This is a genomic window from Streptomyces sp. SLBN-118, assembly GCF_006715635.1.
In the GTDB taxonomy this organism is placed as follows: domain Bacteria; phylum Actinomycetota; class Actinomycetes; order Streptomycetales; family Streptomycetaceae; genus Streptomyces.
In genome coordinates this window covers 179,811-200,251 of the sequence record NZ_VFNP01000002.1, presented here as the reverse complement: position 1 = coordinate 200,251, position 20,441 = coordinate 179,811, and the positions used below count along the sequence as shown (strand labels likewise).

The 20,441-nt window shown below is 68.9% G+C and carries 20 protein-coding genes and 1 pseudogene; 14 read left to right on the top strand and 7 right to left on the bottom strand.

Annotation, left to right across the window (positions count from 1 at the left end):
• Nucleotides 1-217: 217 nt before the first annotated feature.
• The 5 genes from FBY35_RS19375 to FBY35_RS38075 all read left to right on the top strand — a co-directional run bounded on the left by FBY35_RS19375 (nucleotide 218) and on the right by FBY35_RS38075 (nucleotide 4,387).
• Entirely contained in the window at nucleotides 218-1,336 is a 1,119-nt protein-coding gene (locus tag FBY35_RS19375) for a haloacid dehalogenase-like hydrolase (RefSeq protein ID WP_142215288.1), read from the top strand.
• A 268-nt stretch (nucleotides 1,337-1,604) separates the two neighbouring features.
• Complete coding sequence (locus FBY35_RS19370) at nucleotides 1,605-2,030, top strand: DUF3592 domain-containing protein (protein WP_142215287.1); 426 nt, start codon at nucleotides 1,605-1,607, stop codon at nucleotides 2,028-2,030.
• A 413-nt stretch (nucleotides 2,031-2,443) separates the two neighbouring features.
• Nucleotides 2,444-3,310, top strand: coding sequence for an AraC family transcriptional regulator (locus FBY35_RS19365; RefSeq protein WP_142215286.1), 867 nt, complete (start codon nucleotides 2,444-2,446; stop codon nucleotides 3,308-3,310).
• Between the two features lie 554 nt (nucleotides 3,311-3,864).
• The gene (locus FBY35_RS36135) at nucleotides 3,865-4,167 is read left to right on the top strand and encodes a hypothetical protein (RefSeq protein WP_399208471.1); all 303 of its coding nucleotides are present in this window, start codon (nucleotides 3,865-3,867) and stop codon (nucleotides 4,165-4,167) included.
• A complete protein-coding gene (locus FBY35_RS38075; protein ID WP_399208468.1) occupies nucleotides 4,058-4,387 on the top strand; it encodes a helix-turn-helix domain-containing protein in 330 nt (109 codons plus the stop codon). The genes FBY35_RS36135 and FBY35_RS38075 overlap by 110 nt, the downstream gene beginning before the upstream one ends.
• A gap of 158 nt (nucleotides 4,388-4,545) precedes the next feature.
• Here FBY35_RS38075 and FBY35_RS19355 read toward each other — a convergent pair whose 3' ends face one another.
• Nucleotides 4,546-5,367, bottom strand: coding sequence for a MerR family transcriptional regulator (locus tag FBY35_RS19355; protein ID WP_142218055.1), 822 nt, complete (start codon nucleotides 5,365-5,367; stop codon nucleotides 4,546-4,548).
• Nucleotides 5,368-5,610: 243 nt separating this feature from the next.
• Nucleotides 5,611-6,279, bottom strand: coding sequence for a class I SAM-dependent methyltransferase (locus tag FBY35_RS19350; protein WP_142215285.1), 669 nt, complete (start codon nucleotides 6,277-6,279; stop codon nucleotides 5,611-5,613).
• 722 nt (nucleotides 6,280-7,001) lie between these two features.
• On the opposite strand from FBY35_RS19350, the gene FBY35_RS19340 reads away from it, so the two are divergent.
• Complete coding sequence (locus FBY35_RS19340; RefSeq protein ID WP_142215284.1) at nucleotides 7,002-7,433, top strand: SCO4225 family membrane protein; 432 nt, start codon at nucleotides 7,002-7,004, stop codon at nucleotides 7,431-7,433.
• A 318-nt stretch (nucleotides 7,434-7,751) separates the two neighbouring features.
• Here the strand turns inward: FBY35_RS19340 and ptsP are convergent, their stop codons facing one another.
• Both ptsP and FBY35_RS19330 read right to left on the bottom strand, forming a co-directional pair.
• A complete protein-coding gene (gene ptsP / locus FBY35_RS19335) occupies nucleotides 7,752-9,401 on the bottom strand; it encodes a phosphoenolpyruvate--protein phosphotransferase (RefSeq protein WP_142215283.1) in 1,650 nt (549 codons plus the stop codon).
• Nucleotides 9,398-9,664, bottom strand: a complete 267-nt coding sequence (locus FBY35_RS19330; protein ID WP_142215282.1) for an HPr family phosphocarrier protein — start codon at nucleotides 9,662-9,664, stop codon at nucleotides 9,398-9,400. Before FBY35_RS19330 ends, ptsP begins: the two co-directional genes overlap by 4 nt.
• A 271-nt stretch (nucleotides 9,665-9,935) precedes the next feature.
• On the opposite strand from FBY35_RS19330, the gene FBY35_RS19325 reads away from it, so the two are divergent.
• The 8 genes and pseudogenes from FBY35_RS19325 to FBY35_RS19295 all read left to right on the top strand — a co-directional run bounded on the left by FBY35_RS19325 (nucleotide 9,936) and on the right by FBY35_RS19295 (nucleotide 16,635).
• Nucleotides 9,936-10,697: a DeoR/GlpR family DNA-binding transcription regulator gene (locus FBY35_RS19325; protein ID WP_142215281.1), complete on the top strand. Its 762-nt coding sequence runs from the start codon at nucleotides 9,936-9,938 to the stop codon at nucleotides 10,695-10,697.
• The gene (gene pfkB / locus FBY35_RS19320) at nucleotides 10,694-11,755 is read left to right on the top strand and encodes a 1-phosphofructokinase (RefSeq protein ID WP_142215280.1); all 1,062 of its coding nucleotides are present in this window, start codon (nucleotides 10,694-10,696) and stop codon (nucleotides 11,753-11,755) included. Before FBY35_RS19325 ends, pfkB begins: the two co-directional genes overlap by 4 nt.
• Complete coding sequence (locus FBY35_RS19315) at nucleotides 11,752-13,149, top strand: PTS mannitol transporter subunit IICB (RefSeq protein ID WP_142215279.1); 1,398 nt, start codon at nucleotides 11,752-11,754, stop codon at nucleotides 13,147-13,149. The genes pfkB and FBY35_RS19315 overlap by 4 nt, the downstream gene beginning before the upstream one ends.
• The gene (locus tag FBY35_RS19310; protein WP_142215278.1) at nucleotides 13,142-13,588 is read left to right on the top strand and encodes a PTS sugar transporter subunit IIA; all 447 of its coding nucleotides are present in this window, start codon (nucleotides 13,142-13,144) and stop codon (nucleotides 13,586-13,588) included. The genes FBY35_RS19315 and FBY35_RS19310 overlap by 8 nt, the downstream gene beginning before the upstream one ends.
• A complete protein-coding gene (locus FBY35_RS19305; protein ID WP_142215277.1) occupies nucleotides 13,585-14,625 on the top strand; it encodes a zinc-dependent dehydrogenase in 1,041 nt (346 codons plus the stop codon). The genes FBY35_RS19310 and FBY35_RS19305 overlap by 4 nt, the downstream gene beginning before the upstream one ends.
• 146 nt (nucleotides 14,626-14,771) lie before the next feature.
• On the top strand, nucleotides 14,772-15,254 hold the full coding sequence (locus FBY35_RS36465; RefSeq protein ID WP_186357018.1) for a hypothetical protein: 483 nt from the start codon (nucleotides 14,772-14,774) through the stop codon (nucleotides 15,252-15,254).
• A pseudogene (locus tag FBY35_RS37285) lies at nucleotides 15,205-15,357 on the top strand (DDE endonuclease); the annotation flags it as partial. The gene FBY35_RS36465 and the pseudogene FBY35_RS37285, both read left to right, overlap by 50 nt.
• A 303-nt stretch (nucleotides 15,358-15,660) precedes the next feature.
• Complete coding sequence (locus tag FBY35_RS19295) at nucleotides 15,661-16,635, top strand: GNAT family N-acetyltransferase (protein WP_186357017.1); 975 nt, start codon at nucleotides 15,661-15,663, stop codon at nucleotides 16,633-16,635.
• A 200-nt stretch (nucleotides 16,636-16,835) separates the two neighbouring features.
• On the opposite strand, the gene FBY35_RS19290 is transcribed toward FBY35_RS19295, so the two are convergent.
• Genes FBY35_RS19290 through FBY35_RS19280 form a run of 3 tightly spaced genes read right to left on the bottom strand, consistent with a single transcriptional unit; the run spans nucleotide 16,836 to nucleotide 20,440 of the window.
• Nucleotides 16,836-18,509, bottom strand: a complete 1,674-nt coding sequence (locus FBY35_RS19290) for a glycoside hydrolase family 13 protein (RefSeq protein ID WP_142215276.1) — start codon at nucleotides 18,507-18,509, stop codon at nucleotides 16,836-16,838.
• A gap of 45 nt (nucleotides 18,510-18,554) precedes the next feature.
• Nucleotides 18,555-19,388, bottom strand: a complete 834-nt coding sequence (locus tag FBY35_RS19285; protein WP_142215275.1) for a carbohydrate ABC transporter permease — start codon at nucleotides 19,386-19,388, stop codon at nucleotides 18,555-18,557.
• On the bottom strand, nucleotides 19,385-20,440 hold the full coding sequence (locus FBY35_RS19280) for a carbohydrate ABC transporter permease (protein ID WP_142215274.1): 1,056 nt from the start codon (nucleotides 20,438-20,440) through the stop codon (nucleotides 19,385-19,387). Before FBY35_RS19280 ends, FBY35_RS19285 begins: the two co-directional genes overlap by 4 nt.
• Nucleotide 20,441: the final 1 nt, after the last annotated feature.

Sequence of the window (20,441 nt, the reverse complement as noted above, 5' to 3'; positions counted from 1 at the left end):
TCGCATGTTCGCGACGGTCGGTGCCCCCAAGTGCGCAGGTAGAGGCAGTCGGGTGGCCCGCGGCCACACCGCCACCACGCAGCCCATTTCAAGCCGCGGGCATCAGGGGGCGTCCTGACTCTTGACACCCATCGCCCGGATCCGCTTCCCTCGTTGCGCATGCCACATGGCATTGCGTAATGCGGAACCGCAACCGACCCCGAGAGGCGGTAGTTCCATGCCCACTGCCCGGCGTTTTCTGGTCAGCATCCTCAGCGCCGTAACCGCTGTTGCTGCGCTGACGCTCGGCCCCGTGCTGGCACAGGCCGCCGACGGTCCCGCGGGCGCCGCCGGGGGCAGCCGCCACGCGGACCTGAGCTCCTGGCCGCACGCCCAGGAGAAGCGGCTGCAGAAACTCATCTCCAAGTTCTCCGACCACGGCGACTACGCCGTCTTCGACGCGGACAACACCATCTGGCGCTACGACCTCGAGGAATCACTGCTGCCCTACCTCGAGATGAAGGGCGTGCTGGACCGGGACCACCTCGATCCGTCGTTGAAACTGATCCCCTTCCGCGACGGTGAGAGCCTCTACTCCTACTACGTGCGGCTGTGCGAAATCGACGACAAGGTCTGCTACCCGTGGGTCGCGCAGGTCTTCTCCGGGCTCACCCTCGAGACACTCAAGGGCCATGTCGACGACCTCTTCGCCTACGGCAAGCCCATACCGGTCGCGTACTACGAGGGCAACGAAACCGTGCACAGTACGGTCAACCCGCCACGCATCTACCCCGGCCAGCGCCAGCTCATCAACGAACTGCGCAAGCACGGGATCACTGTCTACGTCATGACCGCCGCTCATGAAGAGCTGGTACGCATGGTGGTCTCCGACCCTGCCTACGGCCTCGGCATCGATCCGAAGAACGTCATCGGTGTCACCACACTGCTGCGCGATCCCGCAACCGGCGAACTGACCACCGCACGCAAGCAGATCGAGAAGGGGCACTTCCTCGACGCGGAGTACCCGAAGAGCAAGCACATGGGGATGGAGGTCACGCCCTACCTGTGGACCCCGGGCACCTGGTATGTCGGCAAGCTCGCCGGTATCAAGGAATACATCGCCCACTACAAGCGGCCGGTGCTCGTCGCCGGTGACGCACCCAGTGACTGGTTCATGCTCTTCGACACCGATGTGCAGGCCGGCGGTGAAAGGGTGTGGGTCAACCGCAAGCAGAAGTACACCGACGCGCTGCAGTTGGAGAAGGCCAAGCGGGTCGATGAGCAGAAGGAGGCGGGAGTTCGCGTCGACGCCGACCGCAACTGGATCGTCGTCAAGCCTGCAGAGATCGGCGGCTGAGCGCGCGCACCCCTTCACGCTGAGCACCACCCCGAACATCGGCGCTGCGGCCGGGCGGTAAGCCCGGCCGCAGCGCCTTGCGATGCCGGCCTGGCACTCCGTCAGGACGAGATGTGTCAGATAGGGGCTTGCTGCTGCTCGGGTCGGGCCAAGGTCTAGCTTGCTGCGGAAACGCGGTAGCACGTTCAGACCTCTGAAGCCGCCTGGCGCTGTCAAGCTGGTAGCGGGGCAGGGCAACCGACGGCCCAGCGCACGCGTCACGTAACACGTGGAACGCGAATGGCTCTTCTCCCTCATCCCCCTGACGATCGGCGCGGTCTTCTTCAGCTTCGGCGTGTACGGCGTCCGCCACGCCAGCGCTCTACGCCGCACAGGTATCACTGCCAAGGCTCGGATCGTCCGCCACGATGTCAGGCGGGACGACGAAGGCGCCACGTTCTACCACCCGGTTGCGGCCTGGACCGCCCGGGACGGGCGCACCTGCGAGTACTCATCCAGGTTCGGCCGCGCAGTCGTCGGGAACGACTTCGGCGTGGGGGCGTACGTCGTGGTCCAATACGATCCGGAAGCCCCACACCGGTTTGCGATCGAAGGCTGGGACCTGAGGGCGGTCGACCTGCTGTTCACCGTGCTGGGGGCGATGTTCACAGTGGGCACGGTGACGGTGTTGGTCGTCCGGCTGCTCACCCTCTGACCGTGGCCAACCCTCAGCTGCGCTTCCGCCACGACGCGTCCGTGCCGACGCGATCAGGGCCGCCTGTGCCCAAACTCCGGTGAGACTGCTCAAGGTTCGGGGCGACAGGACACTCCTTGACCTGTCGCAGCGAAGGCTGAGCGATTCTCACCGAGCGGGGTTGAGTGAGTGCTCCTGTGCGACTAAGCCCGTCAGTTGGCTTCTGAGCGGTTGAGTTGGCCCGTGTAAGCGCAGGGCGTGACCTGGCGGGGCAACCGGCTGCCCCTCTTCAAAGGGAGAGTGAGCCGGGTCGACCATTGGCCCTCGACCTTCTGGGCTGCCTCGTGCACCCGACTTGATCGGGCACAAGATGTCGGGTCCGGCATGGTGGGCGCTGCCTAGCGTGGTGATCGTCAACAGGAAGGAGACCGGGCATGCTGGAGCGGCTGAACCAGGCTATGGAGCACATCGAGCGCCATCTCGACCAGGACATCGAGGTGGCCGAGCTGGCACGCATCGCAGCCACATCGGAGTACCACCTGCGCCGGATGTTCTCGGCGCTCGCCGGCATACCGCTGTCGGAGTACATCCGGCGACGTCGGCTCACCCTCGCGGGCGCCGAAGTACTCGCGGGGCGTGAGACGCTGCTGGAGATCGCGGTGCGCTGTGGCTACAGCTCCGGCGAGGCGTTCGCGCGGGCGTTCCGTGCCATGCACGGCATCGGACCGGGCGAGGCCCGCCGTACCGGCGCCGCGCTCAGCTCCCAGTCCCGGATGGCCTTCCGCCTCACCATCGAAGGGAGTAGCAGTATGCGATACCGCGTTGTGGACAAGGCGGACTTCGCCGTCGTCGGGCTCAAGACCAGGGTACCGCTGGTGCATGCGGGGCCGAACCAGGCGCTCATGGACTTTGTCCGCGGGATCGACCCGCAGATCATGGAGCGCCTGGAGAAGCTGTCGGACCAGGAGCCGCACGGCATCGTCGCGGTATGCGACGACCTGGACCCCAGCCGTGCCGAGGGCACCGAACTCGACTACTACCACGGCGTGATTACCTCCGTAACCGCTCCCGAGGGCACAACCACGTTGGCCGTCCCGGCCGGAACCTGGGCGGTCTTCACCACCTCCGGGCCCGCGCCGCAGGCCATCCAGGAACTGTGGCGGGACGTCTTCATCGAGTGGTTCCCGTCAAACCCGTACCGCAGCCGCCCTGGCCCTGAGATCCTGCGCACCCGCCTGTCACCGGAGAAGACCGAGGCCGACGCCGAACTGTGGCTCCCGGTGGAGCCCGAGCACGGCTGACAAGGCGGCAAGCCACCGGGGCAGGCGTGAATAGCGCATCGGCTGGTCTTCGGGCCGGCCGATGCGCTCAGTCACATCCTGGGCGCCGTCGTTCACGGACTCCGGTCAGGCGCGGCGGCGCCGGCCTCCCCTTCCAGGCCATCATCCAGCTGCGCATCGACGACACTGTCGGTACGGCGTCGGGCAGCTGTCTGCCGGGCTGCGTGACCTGGCCGCGCACGGCGCGGTCCCGGCCCCAGCCACGGGGGCACAGGTGAGGAGCCAGGCAGTACGTCGCCGCCGCGGCCGACGCGTTCCGCTCTCCACCACCGCGCTGGCTGCGGCCGCCATCACCGCCGTCACCACCGGTGCCGTCGGCTCCCTCACCGAGCAGGCCCATCCCCTGCGACGTCCGTGCCCCACCCGTCGCCGGCGCCCGTCCAGCGGGCGACGGTCGACCTGGACGCCCACACACTGACCATCGAGGGCAGGAAGTTCCGCATCGGCGGGCTGCAGGACAATGCCCGATCGGCGAGACGACAGTCACAGACACTGCCAAGTACCCGACCCCGACAATGCCCCCCAACAAGATCACCCAGTTGACCAAGTATGTGGACGTCAGGCAGTGGTCCGTCACCTTCACCGACCGCAGCCACCACCAGCGGCTACTCAGGAACGCACTGGACCCCGCCGCCGGTCTCGCCAGTATCGGCCACGACTCCGGCCCCGGCGCCATCGCCCTCGCGCCGGAAGACGGGAAGTGGGTGTATGACGCCATCAAGGCCGGCGCACGTGTGGAGATCAAGGGCCGGCAGGCCGCGAGCGCGGCCCCGAACTACGTGTGCTTCGACCGGCAACCGATCACCGGCGATCGCTGATGCCGAACCGCGGCGCGCAGCGCCCGGAGGGATACACGAGAAGGCAACGGTCTGGACCATCGCCGCCGAGCTGGGACGGAGTCCGTCGACGGTCAGTCGGCAGATGCGCCGCAACCGGCATCCCCGCAGCGGCATCTGCCGGCCTCACGCCCCCAGGCACGGGCCGAGGCCCGCCGCCCGCGGCCCAGGCTCGCAAGGATCGAACTGGCTGGTGAACTAAGGCAGGTCATGCAAGAGCGCCTGGACCGGCGGTGGAGTCCCGACTATGCAGGTCAGCGCGGGCACGCCGCAGTGGACTGGGAACTGCTTTCCTTCCGTGCGCATCCGCGGGCGCCCGCTGCCCGGACGTCGTCAGTGGTCAGGCTGGGGCGCGCTTGATCACGCTCGGGTCACCGGTGCCTGTAGTTCCGTCACCCATTCGTCGCGGTTGTCGGGGCACTCCAGGTTGATCTCGCGGGGGTATCCGGCCGACTGGTAGCCGTTGGCATCGATCCAGCGGGCCAGGGTCTGGGTGGTGGGGAGCACGGTGTCCATCGAGCCGCGGTGCACGATGGCTGCCGCTTGGTCGAGGGACGGCAGGTCGAGGATTCGGAAGGCGCCGTCCTGGAGGGGGGCGGAGACCTGAACGGCGGCGTGGACGCTGATCCTGCCGCCCCCCTCCGGGGCGTCCTCGTAGTAGGCGACGCCGGGTCCGGTGGGGGTTATACCTGCCGATTCCAGGCGCTGGAACAGCTCCTCGTAGAGCGGCCCGATGACCGGGCCGATGTCCTCGGGCCCGAAACTCGCGGCCGTTGCGGTCAGCTCCGCCACCCGGACGGTGGGGACGCTCTTGATGACGACGTCGTTCGTGGGCATGTGCCCCTCGCTCTCGATCGCTCGGAGCCTCGCCTCGACCTGGACCAGCCGTGCTCCTGCGGCAGCAATTGCGGTCTCCAGTTCGGCCCGTCGCAGCCGCAGCATGCCACGCAGTTCCTCGGCGCTGACCTTCTCGTCCACGATGTCCTGTACCTGCTGGAGGGTGAAGCCGAGGTCCTTGAGCGCGATGATCCGGTTGAGGCGGGCGAGCTGGGCGGCGGTGTAGTAGCGGTAGCCGCTGGCGGGGTCGACGCGAGCCGGGCGCAGCAGGCCGGTCGCGTCGTAGTGACGCAGCATCCGGACTGAGACGCGGCCGTGCCGGGCGAAGTCTCCGATGGTGAACATGATGTCTCCGAGCTGACCGCCTGACATGGTGTGAGGGTCAAGAAGCTACTTGGCGGACGGGTGTCGGAGGCTTTGGGTGAGGGGGCGGGCGAGTCCGGAGCAAGCCGGTAACGGTGTGTGGTCGTAGTTCAGTAGGCATGCCCCGCCTGTGACCCGTAGAGGCAGCACCTTCGATCGGCGTCGCGACAGTCCGGAGGAGCCTTGCACTGCATGGGACCTTGTGCCGCTTCCGATGCATGATTCTCAGCCGGGTTGCTGGGCCATGACGACCAGACCCGGCCCGCAGTACTCCTCCGGGGGGAGCCGAAGTTCGGCGACCGGGCGCAGTCCAGCCTGCTCGATCAGGTCCACGAGTTGTTCCGGCCGCCATTTGTGTGTCGTCCAACGAACGGGTACACCTCCGTAGGCCTCGGTGCGTACCGCGTCTTCGTCGCCGACGTGTGTTGCGGTGATGAAATGTCCGCCTGGCTTCAGGGCGCGCGCGAACAGGGCGAGAACCTGAGGAAGGACGTCACGGGGGAGGTTGAACAGTGACCACCACCCGAGCACGCCGCCGAGGGAAGCTTCGCCAAGGTCCAGGTCGGTGGCAGAGGCGACGCTGAAGCGGCATCGCGGATGAAGACGGCGCGCGTTCTCGATCATGCGAGGAGAGAGATCGACCCCGGACACGTCGAGTCCGCGTTCGGTAAGGTAGGCGGTCACCGTTCCGGGTCCGCAGCCGACGTCGAGGACAGGCCCAAGCCCGCTCACCGTGTCGGCAAAGGCGTCGATTGATGCCTTGTGCCATGGATGGCGACGGATGTCGCCGACTCCCGTTGTCACCACCATGTGGGCGTAGTTGTCGGCCACGCGGTCATAGGACTCACGGACCACGTCGAGATCGGCCGGGCGGTCAATATGGTGGGCGGGCATCAGCCAACGATAGGACTTTGCAACGGGCTTGGGACTGATATCCGCCTTGGTGAGGTGCTTGCCTATGCCGCCGACGAAGCGGCAAGCAGGGGTCAAGTACGATGCGTCATTGTCCTCCATCCCGACGGTTCCCTATCCGTGCGGGATGACGGGCGGGGCACTGACACCCGCGTGGACGAGCACGGCCAGAGCGTGAAGAAGCCGGTTATGGCTACGAAAGATCTCCGGTTCTTCGACGTCCCGCAGGCTGAGGCACTGCCGGACAGCTACCCTCGGCGCGGCATGTCCGTGGTCGCGGCACCAAGCGGAGCAAGGACGGGCTCAGGGAGGAGATCGACCGACTCCCAGACATCGTCGAGGTCCGCCTCTGCGCGTTCCACACCTGCGATTGGTGAGCCACGAGACGTGGCCTGGTCGCGCGAAGGTGTCCCTTGTCCCCGAAGGCCGGCGGCGCGCCACCGAACGCAACGACCGCCCCGAAGCGGACACGTGATCGACCGGACGAGTCATAGCTGTGGCGATTGGTCCAGGGGCCGAGCAGGCGAGTTCTTCGCTGCGGGGGGAGAGCGACTGACTCCAGAGCCACTTGAGTATCCGTACTCTCACGCCGTCAGGGTGTCCGACACCACGATGGTGATCACAGCCCGGTCGGCGGGCCTGCCAGTACGACCTGCGAGACGGCCCACGCAAGGGCGCGTGTCCGTTAACAATCAAGGAGCAACGTGCGTTCCGGACTGCGAACGATCGCGACCCTGACCTTCGGCAACTGGCTTTCAGGCGCCTACCTTGGCCTGGCCGGCTTTCTCCTCCTGGTCGGCGCTGGAGAGGACGGCAGCCAGGTCGCCGGACTGTTCGCCCTGTTCCTTGCCCTACCGACAGGCGCTGCCGTTCTCGCTGTCGTCGACTCCCTCGGCGCCTGGGCCGAGACGGACGCGATGATGTGGGGCATCCTCCTGTTCACGTACGCCTTCCAGGCGTTCCTGCTGGGGCTGCTTGTTCGCACCGCCCGACGGGGCCCAGGATGCTCAAGCGGGACCGCCCTGGCGCCTGACTGGGACAACGCTGGACGTCGGACGTCGGACGCCGCACGGCCACTGACTGCCAGCCAGGCGCCTTCCGATCCACCCGGCCCGAGGTGTCGTCGCCGGCCTTGACGCCGAGCCTTTGGCCTCGCCTTGCGATCCCATGCGCCCCGAGAGTTCTGCCGCTACCTGCGCAGCCTCTGCCCACCCGAGATCCTGATCGCGCTCGTGAGGTACGCGCCGGGCGGGGGCTGACCGACGAACGCCGGGCGTTTCGTGAGCGGTTGCAAGTTGGAGGCGGCCGAGCGGTTCTCCCTGGGGGACGGGCCTGCCGTTGTGGCCCGTGACCTGCGGGTCACTGTCCTTTCGGTGGATGATGAGGGGTCCGGGTTGGGAGGGCCCCGGGACCGTGGATGTTGCGGTCCCGGGGCCGTGGCGGATGCCGGCCGCTCAGATCATCCGGCGGCGGACCTCCGCGCGTGCTGTCGCCGCGTCGGGCGCGCGGCGGGCCGCGTTGGCCATGTCCTGGCATTGGGCATAGGAGTGCGCTGCGAGGGTGGCGCGGACCTCGGGCAGGCAGGCTGGGGCCATGGAGAGGCTGCCCACGCCGAGCCCCGCGAGCACCAGGGCGAGCCCCGGGTCGGATGCCGCCTCGCCGCAGACGCCGACCGGCCTGTCGAAGGCGGAGGCGGCGCGGGCCGTGGTGGCAACCAGGTCGAGCAGAGCGGGTTGCCAGGGGTCGAGGAGTTCGGCGAGGGCGCCGAGGGTACGGTCGGCGGCGAAGGTGTACTGGGCGAGGTCGTTGGTGCCGATGCTGAAGAAGTCACAGACCTGCGCCAGTTGGTCGGCGCGCAGTGCGGCTGCGGGGACCTCGACCATGGCGCCGGCCACCGGCAGTCCGTAGGAGCGCACCCTGGCGGCGAACTCCGCTGCCTCGTCGGGCAGGGAAACCATGGGCGCCATGACCCAGACATCGGCTTTGCTGCCGCGGGCGGCCTCGGCGACGGCGGCCAGCTGGGTGTCGAGCAGCCCCGGGTCCCGGACGGCGGTGCGCAGGCCGCGGACGCCGAGGGCCGGGTTCTCCTCGTCCGGGGCGGTGACAAAGGGGAGCGGCTTGTCCGCGCCCGCGTCGAGAGTTCGTACGACCACCCGGCGGCCGCTGAAGGCGTTGAAGACCCCGCGGTACGCGACCGTCTGCTCGTCCCGGGTGGGCGGCTCGGTCCGGTCCAGGTACAGGAACTCGGTGCGGAACAGTCCCACGCCCTCGGCGTCGGCGGCGGCGGCGCGCGGAAGTTCGTGCGCTGCGCCGAGGTTGACCAGCAGTGCGACGGGGTGGCCGTCCGCGGTACGGCCCGGACCGTGAGCGGCCGCCGCCCGGCCGCGGCGTCGCTCTTCCCGCCTGGCCGCCTCAAAGACGGCTTCCGGTGACGGGTCGACTTCCACGGTGCCGTCGTGAACGAGCACCTTCTGGCCGTCCTTGAGGTCGGCCGCCGAGGGGCAGCCGACGACGGCGGGAAGGCCGAGTGCCTTGGCCAGGATCGCGGTGTGGCTGGTGGGGCCGCCGCGCACGGTGACCAGGGCCAGTACGCGTGCGGGGTCGAGGAAGGCGGTGTCGGCCGGGGCGAGGTCGTCGGCCACCACAACGTGGGGGTGGCCGGGGTCGGGCAGTCCTGGCATCGGGAGTTGGAGCAGGTGACAGACGGCGCGGTCGCGCAGGTCGTCCAGGTCCGTGGCGCGTTCGGCGAAGTAGCCTCCGGCGGCCAGGAGCCGGGCGCGGAAGCCGTCGAAGGTGGCGCTCAGCGCGTGGACGGGGTCGGCGCCCCGGTGGACCGCTTCGCCCGCCTGCTCGGCCAGCGTCGGGTCGGACGCCATCTGCGCCTGTGCGAACAGCACGTCGGCTGCGGGCCCTTCGGGTGCCCTCGTGGCCCGGTTTTCGAGGTCTGCGACCAGCGCGGCCAGAGCCCGGCGCAGGGCGGCGGTGTCGGCTTCGGGGTCGGTGACGGGGCGGGGTGCGGGCAGCTGTGGCGGTGGTGCCATACGTGCCACGGGGCCCGAGGCGCTGCCCATGCCGACACCGATGCCTGGGAGGACCTGGCTCATGCGTCAAGGTCCTGTGACAGCAGCTGGGCGAGTTCGTCCAGGGCCGCCTGCGCCTGCTCGCCCTCGGCGGCGAGTTGGAGGGTGTGGCCGTGTTCGGCTGCCAGTGACAGCACGGACAGCAGGCTCTTGGCGTCCACCGGGGGCCGGCCGGGGCGACCTACGGTGACCTTGACGGGCTGGCGGGCGGCGGCCTGGACGAACAGGGAGGCCGGGCGGGCGTGCAGTCCGCTCCGCGCGCCGACGGTGACCAGAATCTTTGGCATCGCGATTCCTTTGCAGGGGTGGTCGGGGGCAGCCCGAGGCGGCCGGGCTGCCCCCGGGGCCCGGACCCGCGGTCGGGGGAAGAACGCGTCCGGACGTCTGTGTTTGCCACCCGCATCGAGTGGTTTCGACGGTTCTACGACCAAGAGTCGACCGATGTCAACACACTCGGAAAAAGAATCAACTTACTCGGACCCCTTGTCTTTGCGGCGAATGCGAGTAGGGTCCCGTCCTAGACAGGCATTACCCCACATGAAACGGACCTGATCCCACATGTACGCACCCGAGCGTCAGCAGCGGATCCTTGAGCTGGCCCAGGAGCGCGGCAGGGTCGATGTGCCCTCGCTGGCGGAGGAGTTCGGCGTCACGCAGGAGACCATCCGGCGCGACCTGAGCGCCCTGGACCGGGCCGGGCTGCTGCGCCGGGTGCACGGCGGGGCACTGCCCGGCGGTGGTCTGCGCCTGGAGCCAGGGCTCGCCGAGCGGGACTCCACGGCCGCCGCGGACAAGGACCGGATCGCCAAGGCCGCCCTTGCGCTGCTGCCCGAGGAGGGCAGCCTGCTACTGGACGCCGGCACCACCGTTTCCCGGCTGGCCGCGCAGCTGCCGCTGGACAGCACGCTCACCGTGGTCACCAACGCGCTCCCGGTGGCCGCCCGGCTCGCCGAACACCCCCAGCTGAACCTCCATCTGGTCGGCGGCCGGCTGCGGCACCGTACCCAGGCGGCGGTGGACGCCTGGGCCCTGCGCGACCTGGCGGACCTGGACGCCGACATGGCCGTGATCGCGACCAACGGCTTCTCGCCGGAGGCCGGACTGAGCACCCCGGACCTCGCCGAGGCCGCGGTGAAGCGCGCCATGGTGGCAAGCGCCCGCCAGGTGGTCCTGATCGCCGACTCCTCCAAGTACGGCGCCCGGTACTTCGCCCGGTTCGCCACCTGGGCTCAGGTGGACGTGCTGGTCACCGACAGCGGCCTGACCGATGAGCAGGCCGCCGAGATCGCCGCCCTGGGACCGGAGGTGATCCGGGCATGATCGTCACCATCACTCCGAACCCGAGCCTGGACCGCAGTTTCGAACTGGAGAGGCTGTTCCGGGGCGAGATCAACCGTGCGGCAGTCGACCGGGTGGACCCCGGGGGCAAGGGCGTCAACGTTTCGCGAGCACTGAACGCCGCAGGGCACCCGACCACAGCCGTGCTGCCGCTCGGCGGGTTCTCCGGAATGCTGCTGTCCGAGCTGCTCAGGCGCCAGGGCATCGAGGTGGCGACCGTGCGGCTGCGCGGCGAGACCCGGATCAACATCAGCGTGGTGGAGGCGAGCGGCGCGCTGACCAAGATCAACGCGCCGGGCCCGGAACTGACCGCCGAAGAGTCGGCCGCACTGCTGGCCACCGCACGGGGCTTCACCGGGCCCGAGACCGACTGGCTGGCCTGCTGCGGCAGTCTGCCGCGCGGACTCGCGCCCGGGTGGTACGCCGATCTGGTCGCACAAGTGCATGACGGCGGCGCCCGCATGGCGCTGGACACCTCCGGTCCCGCGCTGCTGGCGGCGCTCACAGCCCGTCCCGACGTGGTCAAGCCCAACCGGGAGGAACTCGCCGAGGCGGTCGGCCGGGAACTGGCCACGGTCGGCGACGCGGTCGACGCGGCGGGCGAGCTGCGTGAGCGCGGTGCCCAGCAGGTGCTGGCCAGCCTCGGCGCGGACGGGATGCTGCTGATCGCGGGGGAGGGCAGCTGGTACGGCAGCGCTCCCGTGGCCGCCGTCCGCAGTGATGTAGGAGCGGGTGATGCCTCGCTCGCAGGCTTCCTCGGCGCAGGCGGCGCCGGACCGAAGGCCCTGGCAGCGGCGGTGGCACACGGTGCCGCCGCGGTGAAGCTGCCGGGCAGCGTAATGCCGACACCGGCCGATCTGGATCCGGCCGGAGTCACCATCACGGCGGACATTCCGCTGAACCGGCCGCTCGGCGGCCGGACCGGCCGGCCCATGGCCGGCCATCAGGTCGGGGAACGGGAACCGAGCGGGCGCAACTGCGCCGGTACGGGCCCGGACATTCAACATCCCTGTACCGATTCGGATCGGAGAGAGCCATGACAGACCTGACCCGGCTCAAGCACCTGGAAGGCCATGGGTTGAGGGCCAGGGTGCAACGTCTCGGCGGTCACCTCGCCGGCATGGTGATGCCGAACATCGCGGCCTTCATCGCCTGGGGCCTGATAACCGCGATGTTCATCCCCACCGGCTGGCTGCCCAACGAGACGCTGGCCAAGCTGGTCGGGCCGATGATCACCATGCTGCTGCCGGTACTGATCGGCTACACCGGCGGACGCCTGGTACACGGCCAGCGAGGGGCGGTGGTCGGCGCGATCGCCACCGTCGGCGTGGCGGTCGGCTCCGACGTCCCGATGTTCCTGGGCGCGATGATCATCGGCCCGCTCACGGCTTACCTGCTCAAGCTCGTCGACGGCGTCTCCGCCCGCCACACCCGCCCCGGCCTCGAGATGCTGGTGGACAACTTCACCGCCGGCATCCTGGGCGGCGCCATGGCCCTGGCCGGACTGCTCGGCATCGGGCCGGTCGTGTCCGCACTCACCAAGGCCGCGGGCAACGGCGTCGACTTCCTTGTCGACGCCGGGCTGCTGCCGCTGGTGTCAATCATCGTCGAACCCGCCAAGGTCCTGTTCCTCAACAACGCGATCAACCACGGAGTGCTCTCCCCGCTGGGCGTGCAGCAGGCCACCGAGCACGGCAAGTCGATCCTGTTCATGATCGAGAGCAACCCCGGCCCCGGCCTGGGCATCCTGCTCGCCTACTGGTTCTTCGGCCCCAGGCGGCTGCGTCCCACCGTGCCCGGCGCGATCATCGTCCAGTTCCTGGGCGGCATCCACGAGATCTACTTCCCCTACGTGCTGATGAAGCCGCGCCTCATCCTCGCCGCGATCGCCGGCGGCATGGCCGGCGTGGCGACCGCCATGATCACCGGCGCCGGTCTCGTCGCCACGCCGTCACCGGGCAGCATCTTCGCCTACCTCGCGGTCACCCCCAAGGGAGGCTACTTCCCTGTGCTGGCCTCGATCGTGGTCGCCACGGGCGTGTCCTTCGCCTCTGCGGCCGCCCTGCTGCGTATTGGGCGCACTCCGGAGCCCGAGGCCGACGAGGTCGAGGAGGAAGCGACCGCGATGCGGTCCGTCCCGGTCACGGCCATCACCTCCGTGGTGGTCGCCTGCGACGCGGGCATGGGCAGCAGCGTGATGCTGGCCAGCCAACTGACCAGACGTCTCAAGCCCTATGGCGTGAAGGTCACGCACAAGGCGGTCAACGACATTCCCGAGAGCACCCAGGTCGTGGTGACGCACGCCGACCTCGCCGACCGCGCCCGCGCGGTGGTACCGGAAGCGGTGATCATCCCCTTCCAGTCCTTCCTCAACGACCCGGCCTTCGACCAACTCGAAGCCGCCATCCGGGACGGCGGTGAGGTCCATGCCTGACGTGCTGCCCCGCGAGGGAATCCGCCTGGGCCTGAGCGCCGACAACCGGTGGGACGCCGTGCGCCAGTGCGGCGCGGTGCTCGAGGAACTCGGCGCCGTCGAGGAGGGATACGCAAGAACGATGCTCGAACGCGAGCAGTCCATCAGCACCTACGTCGGTGAAGGCGTGGCGATCCCCCACGGAACCGACGCCAGCCGAGCACTGGTCCGCCGCACGACCCTCGCCGTCCTCCAGTTTCCTATCGGCGTGAGTTGGGACGGCGAGCGCGTGACCACCTGCGTGGCCATCGCAGCGAAGGGCGACGAACACGTCGCGGTGCTGTCCTCACTCGCCCAGATCCTGCTGGAGCCCGACCAGGCCGAGAAACTGCGCTCCTCCTCCGACCCGAACGAGATCCACCACCTGCTCCAGTCGATCAGTAAGGACATCCAAGAATGAGAGTGGCACGCTTCTACGCCCCCGGCGACCTGCGCCTGGAGGACGTACCGGAGCCCTCACCGCAGCGACACGAGGTCAAGATCCGGGTCCGGAACTGCTCGACCTGCGGCACCGATGTGAAGATTTTCAACCACGGCCACCAGCACCTGTCCCCGCCGCGTGTGATGGGGCATGAGATCGCCGGCGAGATCACCGAAGTCGGCGCCGAGGTCGACGGCTGGGCCGTGGGCGACCGGGTGCAGGTGATCGCCGCCGTACCGTGCGGCGACTGCCGCGACTGCCGCCACGGCCGCATGACCATCTGCCCGAACCAGACCTCCGTCGGCTACCAGTACGACGGGGGATTCGCCGAATACCTCATCGTCCCGCACGCCGTGCTCAAGGTGGACGGCCTCAACCGGATCCCCAGCGGCGTGAGTTTCGCCGAGGCATCCGTCGCCGAACCCCTCGCCTGCGTCCTCAACGGCCAGGAACTCGCCGGGGTCGGCAGCGGCGACGAGGTGGTCGTCATGGGGGCCGGACCGATCGGCTGTCTGCACGTACGCCTCGCCCGCGCCCGGGGCGCGGGACGCGTGATCCTGGCCGATCTCAACGCGGCGCGGCTGGAGAAGTCGGCCGCCCTCGTACGACCGGACGAGACGGTCTGCGGAGCGGACGGGGACATGGTGGAAGGGATCCTCAAGCTGACCGACGGCCGGGGCGCCGACGTGGTCATCACCGCCGCCGCCTCGGGCGCGGCACAGGAAGACGCACTGCGCATGACCGCACGCAGAGGCCGCATCAGCCTCTTCGGCGGCCTCCCCAAAAACGCCCCCACCATCACCCTCGACTCCAACCTCGTCCACTACCGAGAACTGACCGTCGTCGGCGCCAACGGCTCCAGCCCCGCCCACAACAAACGCGCCCTGGAACTCATCGCCTCCGGCTCCGTACCCGTCAACGACCTCATCACCCACCGCATGCCACTGGACAAGGTCCCGGAGGCGATCAGCACCGTCGCGGCCGGAGAGGCGATCAAGGTGACCATCGAACCCTGACGCCCGCCGCCGGGCGCGCCACTGACGCTGATGACCACTGAGTGGCGTAGACGCTGATCCCGGGGGCGGGCCGAGCCCGTCGACACCTCTCCGGCAGGTGCACCCTCACACACCTGCCGGAGAGTTCACCCCCCAGAGGCCCCACCATGATCACTTCCGTTTCTCCGTCGGCCTCCGTCGCCGCGGTGTACCTGCGCTGCCATCCAGCCGACTTCTGGCACATGCATTCGCTGCGCGAAGCACTCTGGCACTTCGCCCGCGACCTCGGATTCGTCGACACGGAGCCCTTCACCGACAACGGATACGCGTCCCACGCCTACCTGCCCGGTCTCCACCACCTCTTCCAGCTCGTGAAGCAGAGGCACTTCACCACCGTCCTCGTGCCCGGCTGGTGGGTCTTCTCCATCAGGGACGGCGACGCCAGAACAACCGGCAACGCACTCCAGAACCTCGGCTGCCGGGTCGTCGAACTCCCAGGCCGGCGTCCGAGACATGTACCCGGCGACGGCTGGGCGGAGAGTCACCGCCCGGCCCGGACGCCTGTGCCGGTGCCCCTCCCCGCCCCGGACCACCACCGTCGTCCTGCGACGCACCACCGTGGCCAGTCTTGCCTTCGCCGACCCCGATGACTTGATCACTGCCGTCCGACGCGGCCTCCGCCGGCTCCAGTACCGCCACGACGTCCTCGACGGCTGCCTCACCGGCACCGGCCTCCGACGCCAGCCACCATGACGACATCACGCATTCAAGGTCAAGTAGCCATGGCGGGCTCCAATAGTTCGCTGGGCGAACTTGTCGACGGCGTTGATAACCATGGTGGGGCGAGGCGGTAGAGCAGGCACAGCCGGCGCTCCTCCGGCTCCTCGGAGACCCCCGGCGGACCGGGGCCCAGCGGGTTGTCGATCGGCAGGAAGACGGCCGCCCGGTCGTCGGGGAACGCCGCCGCTCGATCCTTGAGGTACCGCCGGACCTGTCGCTTCGCCCGCGGCGCACGTCCGTGGTGCGATGGAACTGGGGGCGGAAAGGAGAGCGATCATGCCCGCAGCGAAGCGAACGAGTGTCGCCGCCTCGGTGTCGGTCCGCCCGCTGGTTGAGCAGGACCTGGATCGGGCCGACGAGATCTTCAGGGTCGCCTTCGGGACCTTCCTCGGGGCCCCTGAGCCGGAGACGTTCTTCGGGACCGCCGACTATGTCCGCACCCGCTGGGCGGCAGATCCACACGCGGCCTTCGCAGCGACCGTCGAGGGCGAGGTCGTCGGATCGAACTTCGCCGCCAACTGGGGCAGCGTCGGGTTCTTCGGCCCGCTGACCGTACGTCCGGATCTGTGGGACGAGGGCATCGGCAGGCGCCTCATGGAACCGGTCATGGCCTGCTTCGACACCTGGGAGAACCGCCACCTCGGCCTGTTCACCTTCTCGCACAGTCCCAAGCACCTCGAGCTCTACCGCCGGTACGGTTTCTGGCCCCGATTCCTTACAGCCATCATGAAGAAACAGGTCGCAGTCAGTGCTGCTGTCCCCGGCCGAGTGCTGTACGGCGAGCTGACCGCGGCTGAGCGGCCCGACGCACTGAGCCTCAGTCGCGCACTGACGGGGGCCGTGTACGACGGCCTGAGCTTGGAGCGCGAGATCATGGCCACACAGGCGCAGGGGATCGGTGACACCATCCTCCTCGAGGGCGCCGACTCCGGCCTCGACGGTCTGGCTGTCTGCCACTGCGGAGCGGGGTCGGAGGCCGGTGAGGACGTGTGCTTCGTCAAATTCGGCGCCGTACGCCCTGGCCCGGACGCCGCGGACCGGTTCGAACGACTGCTGAATGCGTGCGAGCAGCTGGCCACCGAGAAGGGACTGGGGCAACTGGACGCCGGAATGAGCCTGGCCCGCCAGGATGCCTACCGGCGCATGGTCGACCGCGGTTACCGTACCTGGCTGCAAGGCGTGACCATGCACAAGCCCAACGAACCTGGCTACAGCCACACAGACGCCTACGTGATCGACGACTGGCGCTGAGTCCACCGCGATACTCGGCTTCGGGAAGACCCGATGCCGTCAGGAGACGACTGACACCAGGACTCCACGCTGAACGACCTGTCGCTGACCGCCCGTCACCGTTCCGACTGACCACGTTGGCATGCCGCAGGGCTCGTACCTCCGGCATCCTGCCGGCCGGGGGGTGCGAGGCCCGGGCGGTCACCCGCCCGGGCTCCGCGCTATACCGCGAGCCAGGCCGCCTGATCGGGTGCGAGCAGGCCCTCCTCCACGGGACCGCTGGACAGCAGGACCGAGGCGTGGTCGGGCAGCCGGTGCGCCTGGGCGGAGAGGTTGACCACGCAGACGAAACCGGGCTCGCGGCGGAAGGCGAGGACTCCCGCGGATGCGTCGAGCCAGGTGAGGGTGCCGTCGCCGAGCGCTGGGTGCTCGCGGCGCAGGCGCAGGGCGCTGCGGTAGAGCTCCAGCATCGACGTCTGGTCCCCGGCCTGCGCCTCGACGCTGAGCTGCTCCCAATTCCCGGGCTGCGGCAGCCAGGGCGCGGTGGAGGCGTCCTCGGGGCTGAAGCCGTAGGTTGCGGCCTTTTCGGCCCAGGGGATCGGCACCCTGCAGCCGTCGCGGCCGCGGTCGGTGTGCCCGGACCGTTCCCAGACGGGGTCCTGGAGCACGTCCTCGGGCAGGTCCTCCACCTCCGGCAGGCCGAGCTCCTCGCCCTGGTAGATGTAGGCGCCGCCCGGCAGGGCAAGCATGAGCAGGGCGGCCGCGCGGGCGCGTCGGGTGCCCAGTTCCAGGTCCACGGGGCCTTCGGGCCGGTAGGGCTCGTTGGCGATCCAGCGCTTGACAGTCCTGCGGCCGTAGCGGCTGGGGTGGCGCATGACGTCGTGGTTGGACAGCACCCAGGTGGCCGGTGCGCCCACCACGCCGAGCATGGCGAGCGAGTCGTCAATGACCGCGCGCAGGTCCTTTGCGTCCCAACTGGACATCAGAAAGTCGAAGTTGAAGGCAGTGTGCAGACCGTCCTCGCGGACGTAGGCGGCGAGCCGCTCGGGTGTGTCCGCCCATGCCTCGGCGACGAAGGACCGGTCGCCGGGGAACTCGTCGGCCACCTTGCGCCAGGCGCGGTAGATGTCGTGGACCTCGTCGCGGTCCCAGTGGGGGTGATCGAGGTGCTGCCGGGGCCGCTCGTCGGCCATCTCCCGGGAGACGAGCGGACCCAGGACCGCGGGCTCCCGGCGGGGCGGCAGGTCGGGCAGATCGGGGTTCTTGACAAGTCCGTGGGCGACGTCGATGCGGAACCCGTCCACGCCCCGGCTGAACCAGAAGCGCAGGATCGACTCGAACTCGGCGCGCACGTCGGGGTGTTCCCAGTTGAGGTCGGGCTGCTCGGGTGCGAACAGGTGCAGGTACCACTCCCCGTCGGGCAGCCGGGTCCAGGCCGGGCCGCCGAAGCAGGAGACCCAGTCGTTGGGGGGGGCGGCGCCGTCGGGTCCGCGTCCGGGCCGGAAGATGTAGCGCTCGCGTTCGGGGCTGCCGGGCCCGGTCGCCAGGGCTGCCTGGAACCAGGCGTGCTGGTAGGAGGTGTGGTTGGGGACGATGTCGGGGATGACGCGGATCCCGTGCTGGTGTGCTTCCTCGATGAGTTGCTCGGCTTCGGCCACGGTGCCGAACAGCGGGTCGATCGCGCGGTAGTCGGCTACGTCGTAACCGTGGTCCGCCATCGGCGACTTGTACCACGGGTTGATCCACAGGGCGTCGACGCCGAGAGACTTGAGATAGGGCAGGCGAGATCGGATGCCGGCGATGTCGCCTACGCCGTCACCGTTCGCGTCGGCGAAGCTTCGGATGTAGACCTGGTAGATGACGGCGCTGCGCCACCACGGTGCGGTGCGGGACATGATGTGGAGTGGGTCCTTCGAGAGTCTGGGAGGGGGCGGGTGGTTCTACTTGGCTGCGCCGGCGGTGAGTCCGGCGACGATGCGGCGCTGGAAGAGCAGCACCATGACCACCAGCGGGATGGTGACTAGGACGCCCGCCGCCATCTGGCTGCCGAACGGGGTCTCGAACTGGGTCGCGCCGGAGAACTTCGAGATGGCGACCGGTGCCGTCTGCATGGCGGGTTTGTTCGTCATCGACAGGGCGATGAGGAACTCGTTCCAGGCGGCGATGAAGGTGATGATCGCGGTGGTGAAGATGCCCGGTGCGGCGAGGGGCATGATGATCTTACGGAATGCCTGGCCGCGGGTGCAGCCGTCGATCATGGCGGCGTGCTCCAGCTCGTCCGGCATCTGCCGGAAGAACGTGGTGAGGTTCCACACCGCCAGTGGCAGCGCGAAGGACATGCTCGGCACGATCATGGCCTGGTAGGTGTTGATCCAGCCGATGTCCGTGAACAGCTTGAGCAGCGGAACCACGATCGACACCACCGGGAACATCGAGGTGGCGATGACCAGCGTGAGGATCAGCCGCTTGCCCCGGAACTCCAGCCGGGCCATCGCATAGGCGGTGAACGTGGCCAGCACCAGCGCCAGCGCGGTGGTGATGCCGGCGACGACCAGACTGTTGAGCAGCGCGTGTGTGAATCCCTGGGACGGGCTGAACACCGCCCGGTAGTTCTCGAACGACACCGGGGAGGGGAGCAGCGAGGTGTCGAAGATGTCGGAGGTGCGCCGCAGGCTGGAGACGAGCATCCAGTAGAACGGGGCCAGGCAGTAAGCCACCACCCCGGCCACGCCCACGTACATCAGCCGATTGCGCCATTTCGCCGTAAGGGTCATGTCGCCGCCTCCGCACGGCGGAGCGCCACGATGCGTCGACGCCTGCTCTTGCTCGCCCTTGGGGTGCCGCGATCGCCGACGAGGCCCGCGCCCAGCAGCCGGACGAAGGCGAGTGCGATGAGCAGGACGTACAGGAAGAGGATCACCGCGTAGGCGGAGGCCGGTCCGAAGCGGACGTTGGAAGCCTCGTTCTGCGCCAGCATGGACAGGGTTTCCACCGAGTTCTTCTGTGCGCCGATGAGGATGTAGGGCAGGTCGAACATCCGCAGCGCGTCGAGGCACCGGAACAGCACCGCCACCAGCAGCGCGGGCTTTACCAGCGGCAGGGTGACGTGCCAGAACCGGCGCGGGGCGCTGGCTCCGTCGATGCGGGCGGCCTCGTAGACCTCTTGCGGGATCACCTGCAGACCGGCCAGCACCAGCAGCCCGATGAAGGGGGCGGTCTTCCACACCTCGGCGACAATGACCGCGACCTTGGCGTGGAAGCCTTCGGTGGTCCACAGGATCTGGTGGTCGAGGATGGCGTTGGCGATGCCGTTGCCGTTGAAGATCCACCGCCACAGCAGGCCGGAGATGGCCGTGGGCACCGCCCAGGGCACGAGGATGCCGGCCCGCACCAGGGCCCGGCCCCGGAACGCCTGGTGCATGATCAGTGCCATCGCCACACCGATCACCGTTTCCAGGCCGACCGTGACGACGGTGAAGAACGTGGTGTTCCAGAATGCGTTCCAGAACCGGTCCCCGGCGGCGCCGAAAATGTCGGCGTAGTTGCGCAGCCCGACGAACGGTGCGGTGGTGCGGATGAAGCCAGTGGCCGGGTCAAGTCCCTTGGGCCCGTACAGCGACTCCCGCACCGCCATGAGTGTCGGATAGAGCACGACCACCGTCAGCACCAGGAGCGTTGGGGACACCAGCAGCGCGGCCAGCCGGCCCGAACCCGCCGTAGCCCGGGGCCCCGTGCGACGGCGCGGCCTCACCGGCGCGAAGGGCTGCCCGGAAGTGTTGCCGGGTTCATACGCGTTGCTTTCGGCCGGGATCGTGGTGTCGGCCATG